The sequence below is a fragment of the Chryseobacillus diguaensis genome, assembly GCF_049220665.1.
Classification (GTDB): Bacteria; Bacillota; Bacilli; order Bacillales; family Bacillaceae; genus Metabacillus_B.
Genome location: NZ_JBMKNV010000015.1, coordinates 1 through 19,419 on the forward strand (window position 1 = coordinate 1; position 19,419 = coordinate 19,419).

General features: G+C 44.6%; 20 protein-coding genes and 1 pseudogene. 6 read left to right on the plus strand and 15 right to left on the minus strand.

Annotated features, from left to right (window positions below; genetic code table 11):
• Positions 1–461 precede the first annotated feature (461 nt).
• On the minus strand, positions 462–929 hold the full coding sequence (locus ACOT8F_RS17880) for a DinB family protein (protein WP_421653302.1): 468 nt from the start codon (positions 927–929) through the stop codon (positions 462–464).
• A gap of 537 nt (positions 930–1,466) precedes the next feature.
• Here ACOT8F_RS17880 and ACOT8F_RS17885 point away from each other — a divergent pair.
• The 3 genes from ACOT8F_RS17885 to ACOT8F_RS17895 all read left to right on the plus strand — a co-directional run bounded on the left by ACOT8F_RS17885 (position 1,467) and on the right by ACOT8F_RS17895 (position 3,585).
• Complete coding sequence (locus ACOT8F_RS17885) at positions 1,467–2,906, plus strand: YfjI family protein (protein WP_421653304.1); 1,440 nt, start codon at positions 1,467–1,469, stop codon at positions 2,904–2,906.
• Positions 2,907–3,055: 149 nt separating this feature from the next.
• Positions 3,056–3,346, plus strand: coding sequence for a hypothetical protein (locus tag ACOT8F_RS17890; RefSeq protein WP_421653305.1), 291 nt, complete (start codon positions 3,056–3,058; stop codon positions 3,344–3,346).
• Positions 3,347–3,405: 59 nt separating this feature from the next.
• Positions 3,406–3,585 carry a DUF4368 domain-containing protein gene (locus tag ACOT8F_RS17895; protein WP_421653307.1) on the plus strand — a complete coding sequence of 60 codons (180 nt, stop codon included), beginning with the start codon at positions 3,406–3,408 and terminating at the stop codon, positions 3,583–3,585.
• Between the two features lie 4 nt (positions 3,586–3,589).
• On the opposite strand, the gene rlmD is transcribed toward ACOT8F_RS17895, so the two are convergent.
• Together rlmD and ACOT8F_RS17905 are read right to left on the minus strand one after the other, a co-directional pair.
• Positions 3,590–4,969 (minus strand): 23S rRNA (uracil(1939)-C(5))-methyltransferase RlmD, encoded by a 1,380-nt coding sequence (rlmD, locus tag ACOT8F_RS17900; protein ID WP_421653308.1) that lies wholly within the window; start codon positions 4,967–4,969, stop codon positions 3,590–3,592.
• A 72-nt stretch (positions 4,970–5,041) separates the two neighbouring features.
• The gene (locus ACOT8F_RS17905; RefSeq protein WP_421653310.1) at positions 5,042–5,170 is read right to left on the minus strand and encodes a hypothetical protein; all 129 of its coding nucleotides are present in this window, start codon (positions 5,168–5,170) and stop codon (positions 5,042–5,044) included.
• Between the two features lie 461 nt (positions 5,171–5,631).
• On the opposite strand from ACOT8F_RS17905, the gene ACOT8F_RS17910 reads away from it, so the two are divergent.
• Complete coding sequence (locus ACOT8F_RS17910) at positions 5,632–5,814, plus strand: hypothetical protein (protein WP_421653311.1); 183 nt, start codon at positions 5,632–5,634, stop codon at positions 5,812–5,814.
• A 98-nt stretch (positions 5,815–5,912) separates the two neighbouring features.
• On the opposite strand, the gene ACOT8F_RS17915 is transcribed toward ACOT8F_RS17910, so the two are convergent.
• The 5 genes from ACOT8F_RS17915 to ACOT8F_RS17935 form a co-directional block, all read right to left on the minus strand.
• A complete protein-coding gene (locus ACOT8F_RS17915; protein ID WP_421653312.1) occupies positions 5,913–6,038 on the minus strand; it encodes a hypothetical protein in 126 nt (41 codons plus the stop codon).
• 83 nt (positions 6,039–6,121) lie between these two features.
• Positions 6,122–7,132, minus strand: coding sequence for a FecCD family ABC transporter permease (locus ACOT8F_RS17920; RefSeq protein WP_421653313.1), 1,011 nt, complete (start codon positions 7,130–7,132; stop codon positions 6,122–6,124).
• Complete coding sequence (locus tag ACOT8F_RS17925) at positions 7,129–8,139, minus strand: FecCD family ABC transporter permease (protein WP_421653314.1); 1,011 nt, start codon at positions 8,137–8,139, stop codon at positions 7,129–7,131. Before ACOT8F_RS17925 ends, ACOT8F_RS17920 begins: the two co-directional genes overlap by 4 nt.
• A gap of 24 nt (positions 8,140–8,163) precedes the next feature.
• Positions 8,164–9,069, minus strand: a complete 906-nt coding sequence (locus tag ACOT8F_RS17930) for an iron-hydroxamate ABC transporter substrate-binding protein (RefSeq protein ID WP_421653315.1) — start codon at positions 9,067–9,069, stop codon at positions 8,164–8,166.
• The gene (locus ACOT8F_RS17935; RefSeq protein ID WP_421653316.1) at positions 8,978–9,865 is read right to left on the minus strand and encodes an ABC transporter ATP-binding protein; all 888 of its coding nucleotides are present in this window, start codon (positions 9,863–9,865) and stop codon (positions 8,978–8,980) included. Before ACOT8F_RS17935 ends, ACOT8F_RS17930 begins: the two co-directional genes overlap by 92 nt.
• Positions 9,866–10,025: 160 nt before the next feature.
• Here ACOT8F_RS17935 and ACOT8F_RS17940 point away from each other — a divergent pair.
• A pseudogene (locus tag ACOT8F_RS17940) lies at positions 10,026–11,026 on the plus strand (NAD(P)/FAD-dependent oxidoreductase).
• Between the two features lie 133 nt (positions 11,027–11,159).
• Positions 11,160–11,600 (plus strand): GNAT family N-acetyltransferase, encoded by a 441-nt coding sequence (locus ACOT8F_RS17945; protein WP_421653317.1) that lies wholly within the window; start codon positions 11,160–11,162, stop codon positions 11,598–11,600.
• A gap of 33 nt (positions 11,601–11,633) precedes the next feature.
• On the opposite strand, the gene ACOT8F_RS17950 is transcribed toward ACOT8F_RS17945, so the two are convergent.
• The 7 genes from ACOT8F_RS17950 to ACOT8F_RS17980 all read right to left on the minus strand — a co-directional run bounded on the left by ACOT8F_RS17950 (position 11,634) and on the right by ACOT8F_RS17980 (position 19,129).
• A complete protein-coding gene (locus tag ACOT8F_RS17950; protein ID WP_421653318.1) occupies positions 11,634–12,965 on the minus strand; it encodes an MFS transporter in 1,332 nt (443 codons plus the stop codon).
• A 62-nt stretch (positions 12,966–13,027) separates the two neighbouring features.
• The gene (gene dgoD / locus ACOT8F_RS17955; protein ID WP_421653319.1) at positions 13,028–14,176 is read right to left on the minus strand and encodes a galactonate dehydratase; all 1,149 of its coding nucleotides are present in this window, start codon (positions 14,174–14,176) and stop codon (positions 13,028–13,030) included.
• A 13-nt stretch (positions 14,177–14,189) separates the two neighbouring features.
• Positions 14,190–14,822 (minus strand): bifunctional 4-hydroxy-2-oxoglutarate aldolase/2-dehydro-3-deoxy-phosphogluconate aldolase, encoded by a 633-nt coding sequence (locus ACOT8F_RS17960; protein WP_421653320.1) that lies wholly within the window; start codon positions 14,820–14,822, stop codon positions 14,190–14,192.
• Positions 14,823–14,837: 15 nt separating this feature from the next.
• Positions 14,838–15,785, minus strand: coding sequence for a sugar kinase (locus tag ACOT8F_RS17965; protein WP_421653321.1), 948 nt, complete (start codon positions 15,783–15,785; stop codon positions 14,838–14,840).
• Positions 15,786–16,127: 342 nt separating this feature from the next.
• Positions 16,128–16,361, minus strand: a complete 234-nt coding sequence (locus ACOT8F_RS17970) for a phosphoglycerate mutase family protein (RefSeq protein ID WP_421653322.1) — start codon at positions 16,359–16,361, stop codon at positions 16,128–16,130.
• Between the two features lie 35 nt (positions 16,362–16,396).
• A complete protein-coding gene (locus tag ACOT8F_RS17975) occupies positions 16,397–17,653 on the minus strand; it encodes an MFS transporter (RefSeq protein WP_421653323.1) in 1,257 nt (418 codons plus the stop codon).
• 534 nt (positions 17,654–18,187) lie between these two features.
• Complete coding sequence (locus ACOT8F_RS17980; RefSeq protein WP_421653324.1) at positions 18,188–19,129, minus strand: diacylglycerol kinase; 942 nt, start codon at positions 19,127–19,129, stop codon at positions 18,188–18,190.
• Between the last annotated feature and the right edge of the window lie 290 nt (positions 19,130–19,419).

The following is a 19,419-nucleotide window of genomic DNA, read 5'->3' on the forward strand; positions in this document are numbered from 1 at the left end:
GCATTTTAAAATTCATAGTAAGGCTTCCTCCTTAAGACGTTGAGTTAGATTGGACTCTATACTCGTATCTTACTGAGGGGCTCTATTTTTTTCAAACCTGATATTTAAAGATCTACAGGAATGCTAAACTGCCAGTTAGTGCAGTAAGCATCGCTTCACAAATATGAATAAATATTAGTGTTTATACAGGTTTATCTTTAAGTAATGATTCATAAAGATTAATAAACATACTGACAAAACATACATCAGTTAATTGCCAGAAACAATACAAGCGACTTCAAGAATTAAAAAGGGATTCCTAAGCCTTTAGGAGTCCTTTTTATGTATGATCATTTAGTAACACCTGTACGATCAAGCGAAAATAGAATGTAACTTAATAGGCCTAATGACAGCTTCGCAGGTACTACCCCGATATAAAAAAACCGGAACGAATCCGGATTAAATGAAAATTTTGTCCCTTTTTATTGTCGCTCCCAAAACGCTGGCGGTTCAATTCCAAGTAAACGTAAGTAAATAAAACCTTGGCCCCGATGGTGGATTTCATTTTCCAACGCATAATGTAGACGTTCGAAATGACTCATTTCGCCACCAAAAAATGGATCTTTTTCTACGGTGTGCAACCGTTCCTCGGTGATTTTTGGCCACCATTTTTGCACATCCTCCTTTGTTTCATGACAACCGTCTAAAAGTTTCGCTTTGGTCGAAACACCAGCAAAAGGTTGGCTATATTCCCATTCACCGAGAGCGATACCGCGTATATATGCGCGTTCAATATCTAGTATCTCTAAAATCATTTTTGAGAATGGCCGCAGCGGTTCGACCGGTGCAAAGGTGAATAACTTGTCTTCAGGGAAAGCCTCAATTGTTCGAATGGTTAAACGACGATTCCCATCCAAAATTTCTCGAAATTGCTCTAATGTCGTGACCATTGTTGGTCGCCTCCTTAATTATTAATACTAATGATAAATAACCCGATTACAAATCCTGGATGCAAATATAATTATTCTGTTTAAATTACAAAAATCCTTCTACAAAATTAACTGCAGTTAGCTCATAAGCCTTAAGGATGGAAAGACTTTCGAGCAGCCTTCAATGCAGCATACCGAACCAATATCACGATGCTTATGGAGAACTATAAAACAACATGGGCTAAAAACACTAACGACTCCGCAATACTTATCATTTGTTAAGCGTCTAGATGATGCTTTACGAGTAGCGGATAAATTAATAAATGATAAAGCCTAAAAATAAACATAACGAACCCTTTTCATTTTTGAGTTAAAGGTTTGTGTATTGAGAACATGGCATAGTGGTGTCGCCTTCCTCTCTATGGAATATAGCTATCGTAAGTTAAAGTGCAACCCAGCAATTTGTTAATTTAAGGAGGTACAAAAAGATGCAAAATACTAATTGGAACTCTGATGTCTCTAGCCTTTTTCAAACTAATCATTATGATGATCTTAAAAATGGTTGGGATGAGCCTATTCGATTTAATGACCATGAACTACCCACTTTTAATACCAGACTGGTTAGAAAACTATGTAAATGCAGTTGCTGAATCAACTCAAACACCACCTGATATGGCAAGTATGGCAGTATTATCTACACTCTCAATTGCAGCTGCAAAAAAGGTAAACATAAATCCGTCTGGTGATTGGTTTGAACCCCTCAACACATATATTTTGACTTTAATGGGTCCAGCAAATCGAAAAAGCTCAGTATTTAGGGAAATAACGAAGCCTGTCTTTTCTTACGAAATGTTACGTAGAGATCAATTGGAAATTGCAATAAAGCAACGTGAATCCGATCGAAAAGCGAAAGCCAAAAGAATTGATTACTTAGAAGGTGTGTATGGAAAAGAAGGTGATGAGAACGTCCACTCAGAAATCCGTTCTTTGCATGAGGAACTTAAAATTTTGCCAGAAATGCATTTACCAACATTAGTTACAGATGATTCCACACCTGAAACATTGGTTACCCTTCTTAAACAAAATAATGAACGCCTAGGGGTTCTCTCGGCTGAAGCTGGTATTTTCGGCATGATAGAAGGTCGATACAGTGGCCAAATTAAATTAGAAGTATATTTGAAAGGTCATTCAGGCGATCAAATCCGGGTTGATCGGCGAGGCAGAAGTGAATCAATAGAGGCCCCAGCACTTACTATTGGTGTCGTTGGCCAGAACAATGTTAAAGAAAGGTTACCAGCGGCTTTTCAAGGTCGAGGATTAATGGCTCGTTTTTTATATGCTTTACCCAACGATTTTAGAGGGTACAGAAAGAGTCGTCCAAAACCTATTCCAAAAGAGATTAGAAAAGAATACCAAAAAGACTTAATAAGTTTATTCGAAGTCCTTGAAGATCAAGAATTAACTCTCTCTATATCTGAAGAGGCAGATTCACTATTTATTGATTTTCAAGAAAGGATTGAACATAAACTTAGGGATCATGGAGATTTAGCGGACATATTAGAGTGGGGCGGCAAAATAGTCGGCAATATGGCCCCTCTATTAGGGTTAATTCATTTGGCAAATCACATTAAGCACCCACCTACTATTCCTAATGAAATTGATGCGATTACTACAAAAAAATGTTTAATGTTAGAGGACTATCTTATTGAACATCCCAAGGCTGCCTTTGGTTTTATGAAAGCCAATCAAAATACTGAAGAGGCAATTTATGTTTTAAAAGTCATTCAAAAAAAGAATGAGAAGGGATTAGATAAATATAATGCTAATCTTCCGATCCCATTCAGGGGAATTCAACAGAATGTGAAATATCGGATGAATAGCAGGAAGCTTCACTCAGTTATTCAAGAATTAGAAGATAGAGGATATGTTAGGAAATTCGACAAACAAGAAAGCGGGAACAAACCAAAGCAATATTTAATTTTAAATCCCTTTTGCTAGATATTCCCTTTATTCCCTTACTCAACTGATTCCGGTTCTTTAAGTTCATAAAGGGGGTTAAGTTTCAATACTCCCTCATTTTCCAAATGAGTAGAAGGGGGAATAATGGGATGCCCAATTGACTCCAACGCTCCTATAGAATAACTACATTGCGAAACAAATGGGGAAATTGGGGACAAAAAATCCAGTATCTGCGGAATCACGTTATTAAAGAGAAAGAATTAATCAGCTTAGTATTGAAAGAATTACAAGAGTTGTCCTCCTCAATAAACAAAGGTCAGTACCAAAAACAGCTAGAAAGTAAACTTAAGCCTACTTTGAAAAGTGATGAGAAAAAAATACTTTTGCTTGAGAAGGAAATTGCTGATCTAGCTTCAAAAAAAGTTAGTTTAATTAACCTTCTTGCTGATGGACTATTAGTAAGGAAGAATACCAGGTAGTCACAACTGCTAATAATAAGAAAGCTGAAAGCCTAGAACATCAGAGAAGAAATATTGAGATGAAGCTTAATCAGAGTGAATCAGTAGGACACCTACAGAAATTAACGATTGAACTCAAAAAATTTGCAAGTTTTGAAGAACTCACTCCTGAAATGCTCCATCGCTTAATTAAAAAAATTGAAATAGTGCAGAAGGGTAGAGTGAAAATCTTTTATAGATTTTCACTCCCCGCTGCATAATTTTTTATTTTAAAACTAACTTCGCACAGCACTCCACATGCATCGTATGCGGAAACATATCCACCGGCTGCACCTCAACCGTCTTATACCCACCCTGCTCTAAAACCTGTAAATCTCTAGCCAAAGTACCAGGATTACAGCTCACATAAACCACCCGCTTCGGTTTCATCTCAAGAATGGTCCTCAGCAAGGCTTCATCACACCCTTTACGCGGTGGATCAACGACCAAAGTATCTGCCTTAATCCCCTGCTTATACCAGTTCGGAATAACTTCCTCAGCTGGACCGACTTCAAATTCTGCATTATCTAATCCATTCAGCGCAGCATTCCGCTTCGCATCTTCAATCGCTTCCGGGACAATTTCCACTCCGTATACCTTTTTCGCTTTTTGGGCGAGGAAAAGAGAAATCGTCCCAATGCCGCAGTAGGCGTCGATGACTGTTTCTTCTCCAGTGATTTGGGCATATTCTAGGGCTTTGTCATACAAGACCTTTGTTTGCTCAGGGTTCACTTGATAGAAGGATCTGGCTGAGATGGCGAATCGGATGTCGCCGATGCTGTCATAGATGTATTCTTCGCCCCAGAGGACGTTCGTTTCGTCTCCGAAGATGACGTTGGTCCGCTTGGTGTTGATGTTTTGGACGATGGATTTGACGGATGGGAATCGGGTTGTGATTTGCTTTATAATGGCTTCTTTGTTGGCAAAGTCAGGCGTTCTTGTGACAAAGACGACCATCATTTCGCCGGATACAACACCGTAGCGGACCATGATGTGGCGGAGCCAGCCTTTGTGGGTTTCTTCGTTGTAGGCTCTGATGCCATGTCTTCCGCAGATGTCTATGATTGCTTGGACGATGGCGTCGTTTTCAGCTTGCTGGATGAGGCAGCGTTCCATGTTGATGATTTCGTGGGTGCGCTGCTGGTAGAAGCCTGCGATGAGGCCGCCTTCGCGTTCGCCGACTGGGACTTGGGATTTGTTGCGGTAGTTCCATGGGTTGTCCATGCCGAGGGTCGGGTGAACAGTGACTTCATCCAGGTTCAGCTTGCCGATCCGGGTCAGGACGTTTTCGACCTGCTTGCGCTTGAAGTCAAGCTGGCCTTTGTAGCTTAGGTGCTGCAGCTGGCAGCCGCCGCATTCTTTATATATAGGACAAGGAGCCGCTGTTCTTTCAGGGCTCTTTAGATAAAGGTCTTCAATTCTTCCAAAGGCAAAGCCTTTTTTCACTTTCACGACTTTGACTTTCGCTTTTTCATCAGGCAGGGCATTCGGGACAAAGATCGGGAATCCCTCCACCTTTGCGACGCCTGAGCCTTCATGTGTCAGGTCTTCAAAGGTCACGTCGTAAATTTCATTTTTTTGCACGGGTGCTTGACGATTCGTCATTGATTCGCTTCCTTTACTTAATTTGCTTCACCCATTTTACCACAATCAGGCGGCAGCTAAAAATGCGGCAACTCATACTTTTATCAGAATGAAGACATTTGTTTGGCTCATCAATTTGATCAATTTCCCATCCTTTATAAACTCTGTCATCAAGCCCATTTGGTCAGCCTTTTTCCAGCCATTTGCCTTGATTTGATTCATAAATTCATTGGGAATCCCCCGCTCTTCACAGACACCTGGGAGGCTGTATTTAATGTATTTTTTCCTCACCTTTTTTTCTTTGGCTTGTGCTGGGATTGGAAAAGCAGGCTCCAATTTCGAATAGACATAGGAATTCTGCTGAACAGCAGGATTGACGGCGTTTCTTTTGACAGCTTTCCGTATAAAACTAAGAAGAGAAGACATGCGCAAGCTATTTGTAATTACCGCGTAATGTCATTCCTTCTCTTCCTTTCTGTAGCCGGCAATTACAAATGCCATTGCGATTGTAACTAAAATGCAGGCTATGTCGTAACATTTACATGCTCCCTCCAGTTATGATGATTCATGCTCCTTTTGTTGTTTTTTTTTCTTCAACTGTGTATTAGTTTAATCCTTCTGTATAAACTTTAGGCTTTAAGAGAAAATATCCAATATAAACACATAAGGAGGAAAGATTTCTAATGTCCGAGATGACTAAAAGCAATAGCAGCATGAGCAATTCAAACAAATTAAACATTACAGGTATTGGTATAGGAGCACTTATCCTTACTACTCTTTATACTGCTATTTTAGCTTCCCAACTATTGGCTACAAAGAACAAGGTCGATTATCTTTACTACAAAGAGGTAACACAAAATAAATAGGTGATTAATTTAACGGTGAAAAAATTCACCGTTTTTATTTTCCCCCTATGCATAAGTTCGCAGTTTGAATCAACTGTTCCTGCAAGACTCCTGTGTGTTTACTTTTCACTCTCCTCCTGCAGTTGTTCATCCTTACCTGAAGGCTCAAATTCCTCAAAAAAAGCATCTACGCCACCGAATGTTCCGAATAGAGTACTGCATTCAGTTACTGATTTGATATTCACCTCAATACCATTTATAAGCATTGATATATCGGGAATATTGTAAGGTAAGCATAAAAAACCGCCGGGCAAGATGCCAGACGGTTTCAGACTTTTTTCCATAATAGGTAAAGAAAATACGGTGCTCCGATGAGAGCGGCGATGATACCGGCCGGAATGCCTTCTGCACCTCCAGCATTTCTTCCGATCGTATCTGCGACTAGAAGCAGCAGTCCCCCCATTAAGATGGAGACCGGAACGTTTAGGACATGCCTCGGCCCGGTCAGTGCCTTTGCAATGTGAGGAGCAACTAGCCCAATGAAAGCAATGCCTCCTGTCACGGATACGGCTGATGCGGCGAGCGCAACGGCGGCAATCATCAATAGCAGCCGCTCTCTTTCAAGCGGTACGCCGAGGCCGATCGCCGCCTGCTCGCTAAGGCCAAGCAGGTCGAGCCGGTTTGCTTTGTAGAGTGTGAACGGGATAAGCACGACAAGCCATGGTAAGAGCGCCCATACAAATGGCCAGTCGGTTCCCCAGATATTTCCGGCGAGCCATTTGGCGATAAAGTCGACTTTCTGCCTTTCTGCCGAGGAGATCAGGACAACCATGAGACCTGAGAGCGCCATCGAAAATCCTACGCCTGCTAGAACTAAGCGTACCGGCTGCAGTCCTTGTTTACGGGTGTATGAGAAGACATAGATCAGCACTGCTGTAACAAATGCTCCGATAAAAGCGGCAAACGGCAGCATGTAGACAAAGCTTCCGGCGTCGAGCGGGAAAAAGAGAAAGAAGATCGCGACAGCTGCTCCAGCTCCTGAGTTGATCCCGATAATACCCGGCTCAGCGAGATCATTTTTCGTGATGCCCTGAAGAATTGCGCCGGATAAAGCTAACGCCATTCCTGCGAGCAGCGTGACGAGTATCCTCGGGAGCCTTATGGAATAAAGAATGAACTCTTCCTTGTAGGTTCCTTGCCCCATAAGAATCGGCAGGACCCTGTCATAAAAGACAGAGGACGAGCCCAGCCCAAGGCTGATAACGATTGTCGCGAAAATCAGCACAATAAGAGAGAGGACAACGATTCTTTGCTTTTTCAGTAAGGATGGATGAATCATGTGAACGTCCTCCCTCCTTTATTGACAATAAAGAGAAAGAAAGGGAGTCCGGCAATTGCCATAACAGCTGCCACCGGAGTTTCATAAGGGGCATTGATCATCCGTGCTGCCGTGTCGGCAAACACCATAAAAGCTCCGCCGAGTACAGCGGACATCGGCAGGATAAACCGGTAGTCGCTTCCCGTTATGCCTCTAACTATATGCGGCACAAGCAGGCCTACAAAAGCAAGGTTCCCGGCAAGGGCAACGGAGGCACCTGTGAGCAAAACGATGACTACAAACAAAATCGCTTTAACCGCAAAGGTTTTCTGTCCGAGTCCAACCGCCACTTCTTCACTGATGCTGAGGACTGTGAGCTGCTTGGACAAGACAATGGCGATAAAGAGGCCGGCCGCAATAAACGGTCCGATCGCTGCGAGCTGCTTCCATGTTGTTCCGACAAGGCCGCCTGCTGTCCATAAGGAAACATTTTGCGAGATTTTAAAAAGAAGGCCAACGCCTTGTGCTACGGCAAACAGGAGAGCCGTTACTGCCGCTCCGGCCAGTACAATTCGAAAAGGAGAAAAGCCCCCTTTTTTCGCTGCTCCGATGCCAAAAACCAGAAGAGCTCCGAATCCTGCTCCGACGAAGCAGGCCACCATCAGCCCGTAGTAGTTGGCGGAAGGAAGAATCGCCACTGTGATCGCAAGGGCGGCATTCGCTCCTGCTGAGAGGCCAAGGAGTCCGGGATCGGCGAGGGGATTTCTCGTTATCCCCTGCATGATCGCACCGGCTGCTGCAAGCGCTGATCCTGTGACAAGCGCTCCGATTTCCCTCGGCAGCCGAATTTCCCGGATGATATCAAGCTGTTCACCGGAAGCATCCGTAAAGATGGCGCACCATACATCCTGTACAGTGATTTCTTTGGCGCCAAGCACGATGGAAAGAATCAGGGCACCTGCCAGGATTACGAGGCTCATGCCGAGCTTCCAGGCAAATGAATAAGCTGTGCGGGTTTCCTTTGTCATACACACTCATCTTTTCTTTAAGGTTTAGTTGCCAAGTAAGCCTTTTTTCAAGGTCTCCAGCTGGTAATCAAGCGTAATTGGATCATTAAAGTAAAATTCCTTCGAATTCACTACAATTAAATGTTTGTTTTTCACGGCAGGGCTGTTTTTGAAGGTATTGGTTTCTTCAAAGGATGCCTTACTGTCCGCGTTTTTGCTCAAGACAAGGTAATCGCCGGCGTATTCAGGAAGCACTTCAGGCGAAATCGCATAGTAGCCCGCCTTTAACGCTTTTTCTTTTACCTTTTCCGGCATTGGCAATTTCATGGCCTGGTAAAGGACTTCTGTTCCTCTTCCCCAGTTGCTGCCGAACACGTACAGCTGCTTTTCGAAGCTTTCTACAACCGAAATCGTTGCTTTGTCGCCGATTTTTGCTTTAATTTCTTTTCCGTCAGCTTCTGCACGCTTTTTGAAGTCATTTACCCAGTCAACTGCTTCTTTTTCTTTGTTCAAAAGCTTTCCGATTTCAATATGCTGCTGCAGGTAATCCACTTTTCCGTATGTATAAGTAACAGTTGGGGCAATTTTTTTCAGCTTGTCGATGTTTTTTGTGTTGGAGAGGCCGATGATGAGGTCTGGGTTCAGGTCGATGATTTTCTCCAGATTTTCATCTGATACAACTTCAGCATTTTTCAGTTTATCCTTGAACTTCGGATTGTCTTTCGACCAGGCATCAACGCCTACAATCGGCACGTTTAAGCTCATGACATTTCCGGCAAGGGAAGCAAGCACGACAACCCGTTTTGGATGCGCCGGTACTTTCACAGCCCCATTTTCTGATTGATATGTGATCGTTTGGTTACTGGATTCCTTTTTCTCTGTGGATTGGCTGCTGCAGCCGCTGATCAGTAGGATGATCCCGATTAGTACGGGTAGAAACCATTTTTTCATGTTCTTCTTCTCCTTGTATGAGGTTATAGGTCAGGCACATTGGTTTGCCGGTTCTAGGGTCTTTCCCGATCTCGGCGTCTATTTGAAATACCTGCCTCAATATTTTTTTGTGAATCACTTCTTCTGGAGTGCCGCTTTTCACAACAGCTCCATCTTTCATTGCGATGATGCAGTCGGCAAATCTGGCTGCCTGATTGAGATCATGCAGGACCATGACGATCGTCCGGTCTTCTTCCTGATTGAGTTTCTGCAGGAGCAGAAGTACTTCCAGCTGATGCGCCATATCCAGGTAGGTGGTGGGTTCGTCGAGGAAGATGATGTCGGTTTCCTGAGCGAGGGCCATGGCAATCCAGACACGCTGCCTTTGTCCGCCAGAAAGGGCATCTACAGGGCGGTGTTTGAAATCAGCCGTTCCTGTTGCCATCATCGCGCGGTCGATGGCGGCATAATCTTCTTTCGTAAGCCTGCCAAAGCCTTTTTGGTACGGAAAGCGCCCGTAGGAAACGAGTTCTCCTGCTGTCAATCCGCTCGCACTTTCCTGTGTCTGCGGAAGAATCGCCATCTTTCTTGCCAAGAGCTTTGTATTCTCAGAGGTAATGTTCTGACCATCTAGAATGACGCTTCCTGCATTTGGCGCAAGGATCCGGCTCATCGCTTTCAGCAAGGTTGATTTGCCGCAGCCATTTGGCCCAATGATGGCGGTTACTTTTTTATCCGGTATCTCAACGCTAAGATCAGAAACGATTGTTCTCTCGCCATACCCGACCTTCAGCTGCTCTGTGTATAGCCGAACCATACTGGCATCTCCTTTCATTGAATGAAAATGATTCTCACTATCATTTATCATAAAACGAAGGAATGAAGAACGTCAACAATTTTATTGATAAAGTTTCTCATTTAGATTATCATTAATTGAGAATGAGAATCATTAATGGTGTTGTAAGGAGCTGGAAAGCATGGCAGATAAGGAAATTTTCGAGGTTACGATCATTGGCGGAGGACCAGCAGGATTATATTCGGCTTTTTATAGCGGACTTAGAGAAATGAAGGCAAAGATCATTGAATTCCAGCCTGAGCTTGGCGGAAAACTCCATGTTTATCCGGAAAAAATAATTTGGGATGTTGGCGGGCACACGCCAATTACAGGTGCAAAGCTGATGGAGCAGGTCATTCAGCAGGGGCTCACCTTTCAGCCTGAGGTTGTTCTGAATGAAAAGGTCGTTTCCATTACCCGTGAAGACGGTATCTTTGTGCTGCACTCTGCTTCAGGTAAGCTGCATTACTCCAAAACTGTGATCACAGCCATCGGAAGCGGAATATTAAAGCCGCAAAAGCTTGCCATCGATGGCGCTGAAAAATTCGAGGTTTCCAATCTGCATTACACCGTCAAATCCTTAACACAATTTCGACATAAAACCGTTGTGATTTCCGGAGGCGGAAACGCTGCGATGGACTGGGCCGCAACTCTTGAACCAATTGCCAAAAAAGTTTACCTCGTTTACCGGAAGGAAGCATTGACTGGCCACGAGGCACAAGCAGCAGCGATTATGGAAAGCTCGGTCATCTCCTTGCCGCAGACAGCGATCACCAAGCTGATGGCGAACGGTGATAGCATAGAAAAAGTGGAAGTAACTCATATTGAAAATGGAGAAATTTCTTATTTGCCGATAGATGATGTGATCGTGAAGTCTCGATATCGCGTTGTCCGACTACAACTGCATTGCCGGAAACTCAAGCAGTGAATCTTCTGTTCCAGGACTCTTTGCAGCAGGAGATATTTTAAAGCATGAAGGGAAACTGAACCTGATTGCCGGCGCTTTTCAGGATGCAGCAAACGCTGTGAACAAAGCGAAGCAGTTTATTCAGCCGGACGCAGCTAAGTCAAGGATTGGTTTCTTCGCATAATGAGGTGTTTAAGGAGAGGAACCTGGAGATGTTGATGAGAAATTTATTATAAAAACCCCTCTTTGATTTTTAAATCTGCAGCATGAAATGAAGGCTTTTGCTTAAATCCTGTTCATCATTCCACCCCCCTCAACATAAATTGAACTCAGATAGCATTCGTCTTCAAAAGTCGAGGTGTTTAGAATTTGTTCATTCGAAGGGCATTTCCAGATGAATCAAACCATCTTCTGAAGCTGATGGCGCAGGCTGTGAATGAGAGTACGATGGGGTATCAGGAGAATGATGAAAAGAAGACGTTTGAGAATTTTGTTCCGCTGCTTAGAAGCGGGGCTTATTATTTGATTTCGGCTGACCGGAATGTGCTGACTGGCTGGATATTGGTCGGAAGAGAATTTAACTCCTTTTCAAATGCCAGGGTTGGAGCGATTTTTTCGCTTTTTGTATATCCTCAGTATCGTAAGCTTGGAATCGGCAAGGAGCTGATGCTTGCAGCAATAGAGGAACTGAAAAAGCAGGGGTTTGAGAAGGTTCAGTTAAACGTGTTTGCCGGGAATCCAGCGCGGTTTTTATATGAAGAGCTTGGCTTCAAGGAAGTGTCCCGGATCATGGAAATGGATTTAATATGAAAGAGGCTGCTCACTAAAAGCTGCCTCTTTTTATTACATATGAAGATTCCCTTTGTTTTCGGCAAGCTCGTTCGGAACGATCCGTTCTACTTTTCCAACAAGCAAAATGTAGGACAGTGCACCAAGGAAAGCGAGTACTGCAATAAAGACGAGGGCCGGCGCAAAGTTTCCGCCCTTTGCAAGATACCCGATCACAATCGGAACAATGATGGAAGCAAGGCTTCCGATAAAGTTAAAGACTCCGCCTGTTAACCCCACGAGGTGTTTAGGCGCAAGCTGTGAAACAAGCGACCAAGTGATGGAAGCAAGTCCGTTTCCAAAGAAGGCGATCGTCATGAATACAATAATGAGTGCTGTATTATCAACATAGTTTGCTCCGATAATGGCGATCGATAACAGCAATCCGATAATGATCGGAGTTTTCCTCGCTACCCCCATCGTAACCCCGCGCTTCACCATATAGTCAGAAACAAAGCCTGAAATCAGGACCCCGATGAAGGCTGCCAAAAACGGCAGGGATGCAAGAAAGCCTGTTTTGATAAAATCGAGGCCTCTGTACTGAACAAGGTACGTTGGAAACCACGTTAAGAAGAACCATAGTGTGGAATTAACGGCAAACTGGCCGAGGTAAATGCCCCAGAGCTTTCGGTGGGAAAGAGTTTCCTTTAGATCCTTCCACTGCAGTTTTTGTTTATCCTGCTTCTGATTTTCCTTCGGATCAATCAGGCCTCCTCCTTCTGCGATGTAGGCCAGTTCTTCCTTGCTCGCTTTTTTGCTTTGCTTCGGATCGCGGTAAACTAGATACCAGACAACCGACCAGATGATTCCGACTGCACCTGTGATGATAAACAGACCCCGCCAGCTGACATAGGCTTGAATCGTTGTCAGTACTGGTGTCAGAAAGGCCAGCCCGACAAACTGTCCTGATGTGTACATCGCAATGGCTGAGGCTCTTTCCTTGTCCGGAAACCAGCTTGTGACGATCCGGTTATTGGCCGGAAAGGCTGGTGCCTCGAAGGCTCCTGTTGCAAGGCGAAGTCCAAACAGGCTGAAGAATCCTCTTGAAAATCCTTGAAACAATGTAACGAGTGACCATGTGCATAAGCTGATCGTATACATGACTCTTGGACCGAAGCGGTCGACCATCCAGCCGCCCGGTATTTGCAGAAAGGAGTACGCCCAGCCGAATGCCGAGAAAAGGAGGCCAAGCTGCACAGAATTCAAGGCAAGGTCCTTTCCCATAGCAGATGCCGCTACAGAGATGTTGCTTCGGTCCATATAATTAATGATAACGTTAATGAATACCAGTGATAAAATCCCGTAGCGTGCCCTTGTAGGCAGCTTTTCTTTCAGTGAATGGTTCATATCCCCCGTCCCCTTATGTTCATTTATAAACGCTTACATTCTCATTGCAGAAAGGTGAAAACTCACCACTCTGCAATGCTTCCGTCTTTGTGCCGCCAAATCGGATTGTGCCAGTTGTGCCCTTCCTGCGCCATTTTTCGGACATGCTCTTCATTGATGTCAATGCCGAGCCCGGGTCCTTTTGGAATTTTGACATACCCCTCTTCATAGTCAAATACCGATGGATCCGTTAGGTAATCCAGAATATCGCTGCCTTCGTTGTAGTGAATGCCAAGGCTCTGTTCCTGAATGAAGGCATTGTGGCATGTCGCATCCACCTGCAGGCAGGCTGAGAGAGCAATCGGTCCAAGCGGACAATGCGGAGCTGCACTTACATCGAAGGCTTCGGCCATGGAAAGGATTTTTTTGCACTCCGTTATTCCGCCTGCATGGGATAAATCAGGCTGAATAATATCCGCATAGCCATCCATTAAAAGCGGCTTGAAATCCCATCGGGAATACATTCTCTCTCCTGTAGCGATTGGAATGACTGTAGCTCTTGCAATTTCGCGAAGTGCCTCATTGTTATTCGGAAGCACCGGTTCTTCAATAAACATTGGCTTGAACTGCTCAAGCTCCTTTGCCAGCACCTTTGCCATCGGCTTGTGCACACGGCCGTGGAAATCAAGCCCGATGCCAAAGTGAGGACCGCCTGCTTCTCTCACAATTGAAACGGTTTCCAAAATTTTATCGATTTTATCAAAAGAGTCCACGTACTGAAGCTCCTCTGCGTCGTTCATTTTAATCGCTGTGAAACCTGCTTCCTTCGCTTTTTTCGCAGCTTCTGCCACCTCTGCCGGACGGTCGCCTCCGATCCAGGAATACACCTTAATGGAATCCCGGCATTTTCCGCCGATGAGATCATGTACCGGTGCGTTGTAGAATTTTCCTTTGATATCCCATAACGCCTGGTCAATTCCTGAAATGGCACTCATCAATATCGGTCCGCCGCGGTAGAAGCCGCCTCTGTACATCATGTTCCAATGATCCTCAATATGAAGCGGATCCTTTCCGATTAAATTCTCCATCAGCTCTTCTGCTGCTGTTCTAACTGTTGCGGCACGCCCTTCAATGACAGGCTCGCCCCACCCAGTGATGCCTTCGTCTGTTGTGATTTTTAAGAATAGCCATCTTGGCGGCACCTGAAAAAGTTCATAGCCAGTGATTTTCATCGTTCTATCCCCTTTATGATAATGTCGCAGCTTTCATAAATTGCTCTGCCTTTTTTGTTAATTCAGAAAGATAAGCCTCCGTAACGTCTTCTTTTGTATTCACCAGAGAGCTTCCGATCCCGCACCCGACTGCTCCCGCCTTCATAAATTCTGCTACATTTGATAGAGTCACACCGCCTGTTGGAAGCATTGGAATATGCGGCAGCGGCCCGCGCAGGTCATTTATAAAGGAAGGACCCATTGAGGCAGGAAAAACTTTGACTATATCAGCCCCATTTTCATAGGCGGTCAGAATTTCAGTTGGCGTAAAAGCACCGGGAATGCTGACAGCACCATAGCGCTTTGTCATTTTAATGGTTTCCAGGTTAACTGTTGGCGCCAGCACAAACTTTGCTCCTGCAAGGATCGCCGCCCTTGCTGTTTCTGGATCGAGCACTGTTCCTGCCCCGACAAGCACCTGATTCCCCATTTCCTCTGAAACTTCTTCAATCACCTTTAACGCGCTTGGCGAATTCATCGTGATTTCAAGAGATTTTACCCCTCCTGCCTGAAGAGCTCTTGCAATCTTCAAAACATCCTTAGCCTCTGCCCCTCTAATAATGGCAACAATCTTATTTTCGAGAATAAGAGAACGAGTATCTGTCATCCTTCTTCCTCCTTTTTAGCGGCTCACATCATCCTGGCCGGAAAGAAACTGCTCAAGCGTCTTCCGGTCGGGAAGCCCTTCAATATCTCCATTGACTGTGGTGACCATTGCCCCAATAGCACAGCCGCGGCTCACAGCTTCTTTTAAGGAAAAGCCGTCAAGAAGTCCTGACAAAACTCCCGCTGCAAAGCCGTCTCCTGCTCCCACTGGATCCGCTACTATTTCAACCGGATAACCAGCAGCGTGTCCTTTTTCCAAACCAGAAGAGTAATAGGCACCTTCTTTTCCTTTTTTCACTACCACAGTGCCGGCTCCGAATTTATGAAGGCGGTCCGCTATTTCTTCACAATCATCTGTACCGAATAAAAACTGCCCTTCACTGATCCCAGGCATGACAACATCAGAATCAGCCGCCATTTTCAAAATCGTTTCCCGCGCCTTCTCTTCGCTCCAAAGCTTATAGCGGATATTCGGATCGAAAATGATTTGCATTTTGTGCTTTTTTGCAAGTTTCATAGCGTGAAAAATGGTTTCATAGCATGTATTCGACAAAGCAGGAGTGATGCCTGTTATGTAAAGGTATTTCGCTTTTGATAAATACGCTTCATCGATTAAACCTGGATGAAGCTTGCTAGCTGCTGAGTTTTTACGGTAATACATGACCCTCACATGATCGGCGTATACATTTTCTCTAAAAAAGATGCCCGTTTGGTGCTCTTTGTCTTCAGAGGTCCCGGAAACATCGACCCCTTCTCCTCTTATAACAGAGCGAATCATAGAGCCGAATTCATCTGCTCCGAGCCTTGAGATCCAGCCCGTTTTGTGGCCGAGCTTCGCAAGACCGATCATCGTATTCGCCTCTGCTCCCGCTATCCGGGAGGTGAACTCTCTTGCATACCTCATCGGTCCTTTTCGTTCAGGAGTAAAGAGAACCATGGCTTCCCCTATGCTGATAACGTCCATCTTCACCCTCCTCATTGAAAAACTTAAAATCACATATATAATTTTGTATTTTATATGTGATTTAATAATACTAAATTATCATATGCTGGTGGTTATCGCAACCGTTTACATCTTGTTAAATGAAAAAATCCCCGTCCTGCCTGAGCAGTACGAGGATAAAAATTTACTCTTCAATTTTACTTGGGTTATCATTTTCTTTCGGGCTTTGTTTTTCCATTTCTTCTGATTTCTTTTGGCATAATAATTTCAATGTGACGATAAGGTTCTCAAATTCTGCTGGAAGATCTGCGCCCTGTCTGAATTCCAGCTCACTTTCCCCTTTTCTTCTTTCTCTCAGTTCTTCTAAATAGTCCGGTTGGCAGTTTGTCGCAGGAGCCAGAAGTTCTGCTCCTCTCTCGCTCTTTTCAGGGTACTGCTCCAAACCAAATCAGGAGGAAATTCTTTTTGCACCCAAGATGCCATTTTCTGTACCTGCTCTCTTCCGGCGCTCGTTAATGGCAAATCAGTTGATCCTTTGTAATCGGCATCTAAAAAATCATCTTCTGATTCCCCATGACGAATTAATAAAATTTGCATAAGCCACTTCTCCCTCGTAGCTTAAGTATTATAGATCAAGCGCTCACTTCCTCTTTTCTCTCTTCTTTTAGCAGCAAAGCCCCTGTCAATCCAAGGAACGAAAAGAGGACCGGTATGAGGAAGCCATAATGATAGCCTGCATTTAACGCATCTCCCGGAAAGAAATCCAGCACTTTCCCGAAAACAATCGGCAGCAGGACGGCGCTCAAAAAGCCGCCCATGTTGGAAAAGCCGGAAATGACCCCAACTTCCTCGATTCGGAAGGAGCTTCGGACCGCAGCAAACGTCAAAGAGCTCGCCCCGTTTCCAAACCCAATGATAAAAAACAGCGAAACTGCCAATAAAAATGAAGGGTTCACACCAGATAAAAATAGCCCGCACCAGCTAAGAAACACAATAAGGTGAACGAGTGCGTATATTTTTTTAATCGTCCCAAGCTTGCTTGTCATCCAGCTGATTAGCGGTCCGCCAATCATCGCTCCAAGCAGTCCGTACATCATGAGCTGGCTTGCTGCCGATCTGGAAAGTCCAAATACATGAATTCCGTAAGGCACACCCCACGAACCGATAAATCCTATGTACGTTCCGACAACTCCGAAGTGGCAAAGAAAGGTCGCCCATGCCTGGCGGGCCGTGAACATCCGCTTTAAAATCGCCCACACGCTTTCCGGGGCTTTCTCAGAAACTTTCTTCGTTTTCGCTTCATCCTTGAACATTTTTCCCGGCCTCGCCACCAAAATGTAATACAGCAGGAAAGTGGTAATTAGCAGGATAATGCCAATCACAAGGAACGGCTGCCTCCAGGATGTTGAAGAAATCCAAGCAGAATAAGGAAAGGTCGCAGTCAAGGAGCCGATGCTCGCTGCGAGCGAAACAATCCCCATTAATTTAATAAATTCCCCTGCCTTAAACCACTCGCTTAAAATCAGCACCACATTCACAAAAATCGCCGCATCACCTATTCCTGCCAAAAACCGGGCAAAGATCAGCAGGGATTCATTTGGCGCAAAGCTGAAAATCAGGCACCCAATCCCGTTCAATAGCGTACCTGCAATCAAAAACCGGTTTGGACCAAAACGATCTGATAAAAGTCCAATAGGAATCTGCAGCCCTGCATACGCAAAAAATTGAATGCTGCTCATCAATCCAATCACAGCAGCCGAAACATGAAATTCGCTCATGAGCGTATCCGTCACAAGCCCCGGAGCCGTCCTCTGGCTCACAATCACGAAATATGCAAATAAAGAAATACTAAGAACTAACCATCTGTAGCGGCTTTCTTGTTTGTCCATTTTCCTTCATGATCTCCTCTTTATTTCGTTGTTTGATAAGTGCAAAGAATCCTATAAATTATGACATCTTAGAAGATCTCTTATTTAAGTTTAGCTATTCCGGCTTTATTAATCCAGAACTGCGCATAATAGAAAACTTTAAAGAACGGAACAAAAGGCGCAGGCGCCCTGGTTAGCCCCGACAAGCGCTGGAGGGCCTGGCTGTGAAGTCGTTCTTTGACTTCATTGACAGGACCGAAGCGACCTAAAGACTCGGGCTGGGCGCTGGAGCTGGATTTCAATAAACTTGTTGAAAGTTATCAACAGGGTGAAAATTTATAATTTACTTAACAATAAAAAAACAGGAATCACTGAATCCTGTTTTCTTTGCTTTTACCTAACGAGTAAGCGCAGCAATAAAAAGATGATATGCAGCCCGGCACCAGCTGTCATGGCATAGTCAATATAAGGGTTAAGCGCCAGACCGGCCTGTACACTTGCACCCGATAAACAGAGAAACATCACGGTTTTATTTCCAGCCCCGCGGTTGCTTTTTTACTGCTCAATCTCATCATGCTCCTGGTTTTGGTGCTCCATTTCCTCCGATTTCTCTTTGCCCATAATAATCCCGATATGGCGGTAGAGGTTTTCGAATTCAGCAGGCAGGTCGCCTCCATATTCGCCGTCAAGGTTGAGCTGCATTTTTTCAGTTGAAGTGACTTTAATGCGGTTTGCTTTTGTGTAAATGATCAGATCGTCATTCATATGCTCGCCGCGCATGGCAGCAGATGCTACGCGGATAAATTCTGCGAGATTGGCTTTTTTCAGGATAATCAGGTCAAACAGCCCGTCATTAAGGCTTGAGTCCGGTGCAAGTTTTTCAAAGCCTCCAACAGAGTTTGTCAGCGAAACGAGGAACAGCATGACCTCTCCCTCAAATTTGTTGCCGTCATACTCGATCACAACTTCTGCCGGCCTGATGCTCGGCAGCATTTCAATTCCCTTCAGATAATAAGCGAGCTGGCCCATCATGGTTTTCAGCTTGCTTGGCACTTCATATGTAAGCTCCGTCAGGCGTCCGCCGCCGGCAATATTGATAAAATACGTGCCGTTTACTTTGCCGATATCAATGGCATGTGCTTTTCCTTCAAGGAGAGCATCTGCCGCGGCAAGGATATCGTCGCGCGGTATGCCGATTGCCCGAGAAAAGTCGTTTGTCGTTCCAACAGGGATAATACCGACTTGCGGCCTTTTTTCGTAGCCTGCCAGTCCGTTGATCACTTCGCTGACGGTGCCGTCTCCCCCTGCCGCTACAACCAGGTCGTATTCCCTTTCAGCAGCAAGCTTTGCTGCCTTTGTTGCATCCCCTTCGCATTTTGTGCAGTGGCAGGACGTTTCATAGCCTGCTGCTTCAAATTTTATTAAGACATCAGCAAGAAAACGCTTGAACGCTTCCCTGCCAGAGGTTGGATTATAAATGATTCTTGCTCGTTTCATTTCCCCATCATCCTACTTCATAATATGGTAAATTGCTTTGCTTAAAAAAAGACATACTTTCTTAACATCCCCGAAATAGATGATTTCAAAACCAGATTCCGGGATTTGAAGCGAAAATGGCATTTAAATAATTCTCTTTTCCAGCACGATGCGGGCTTTGTCCTTCAGCAGATTGATTCCTGCCATATTCTCATCTCCCTTTTTCTTAGCATACTATACCCTCTCGTTGTTTTCAGCTAATCGTAAATCCAGAATTTTTTCTAAAAATATCCATTTTATACTCAGATCCT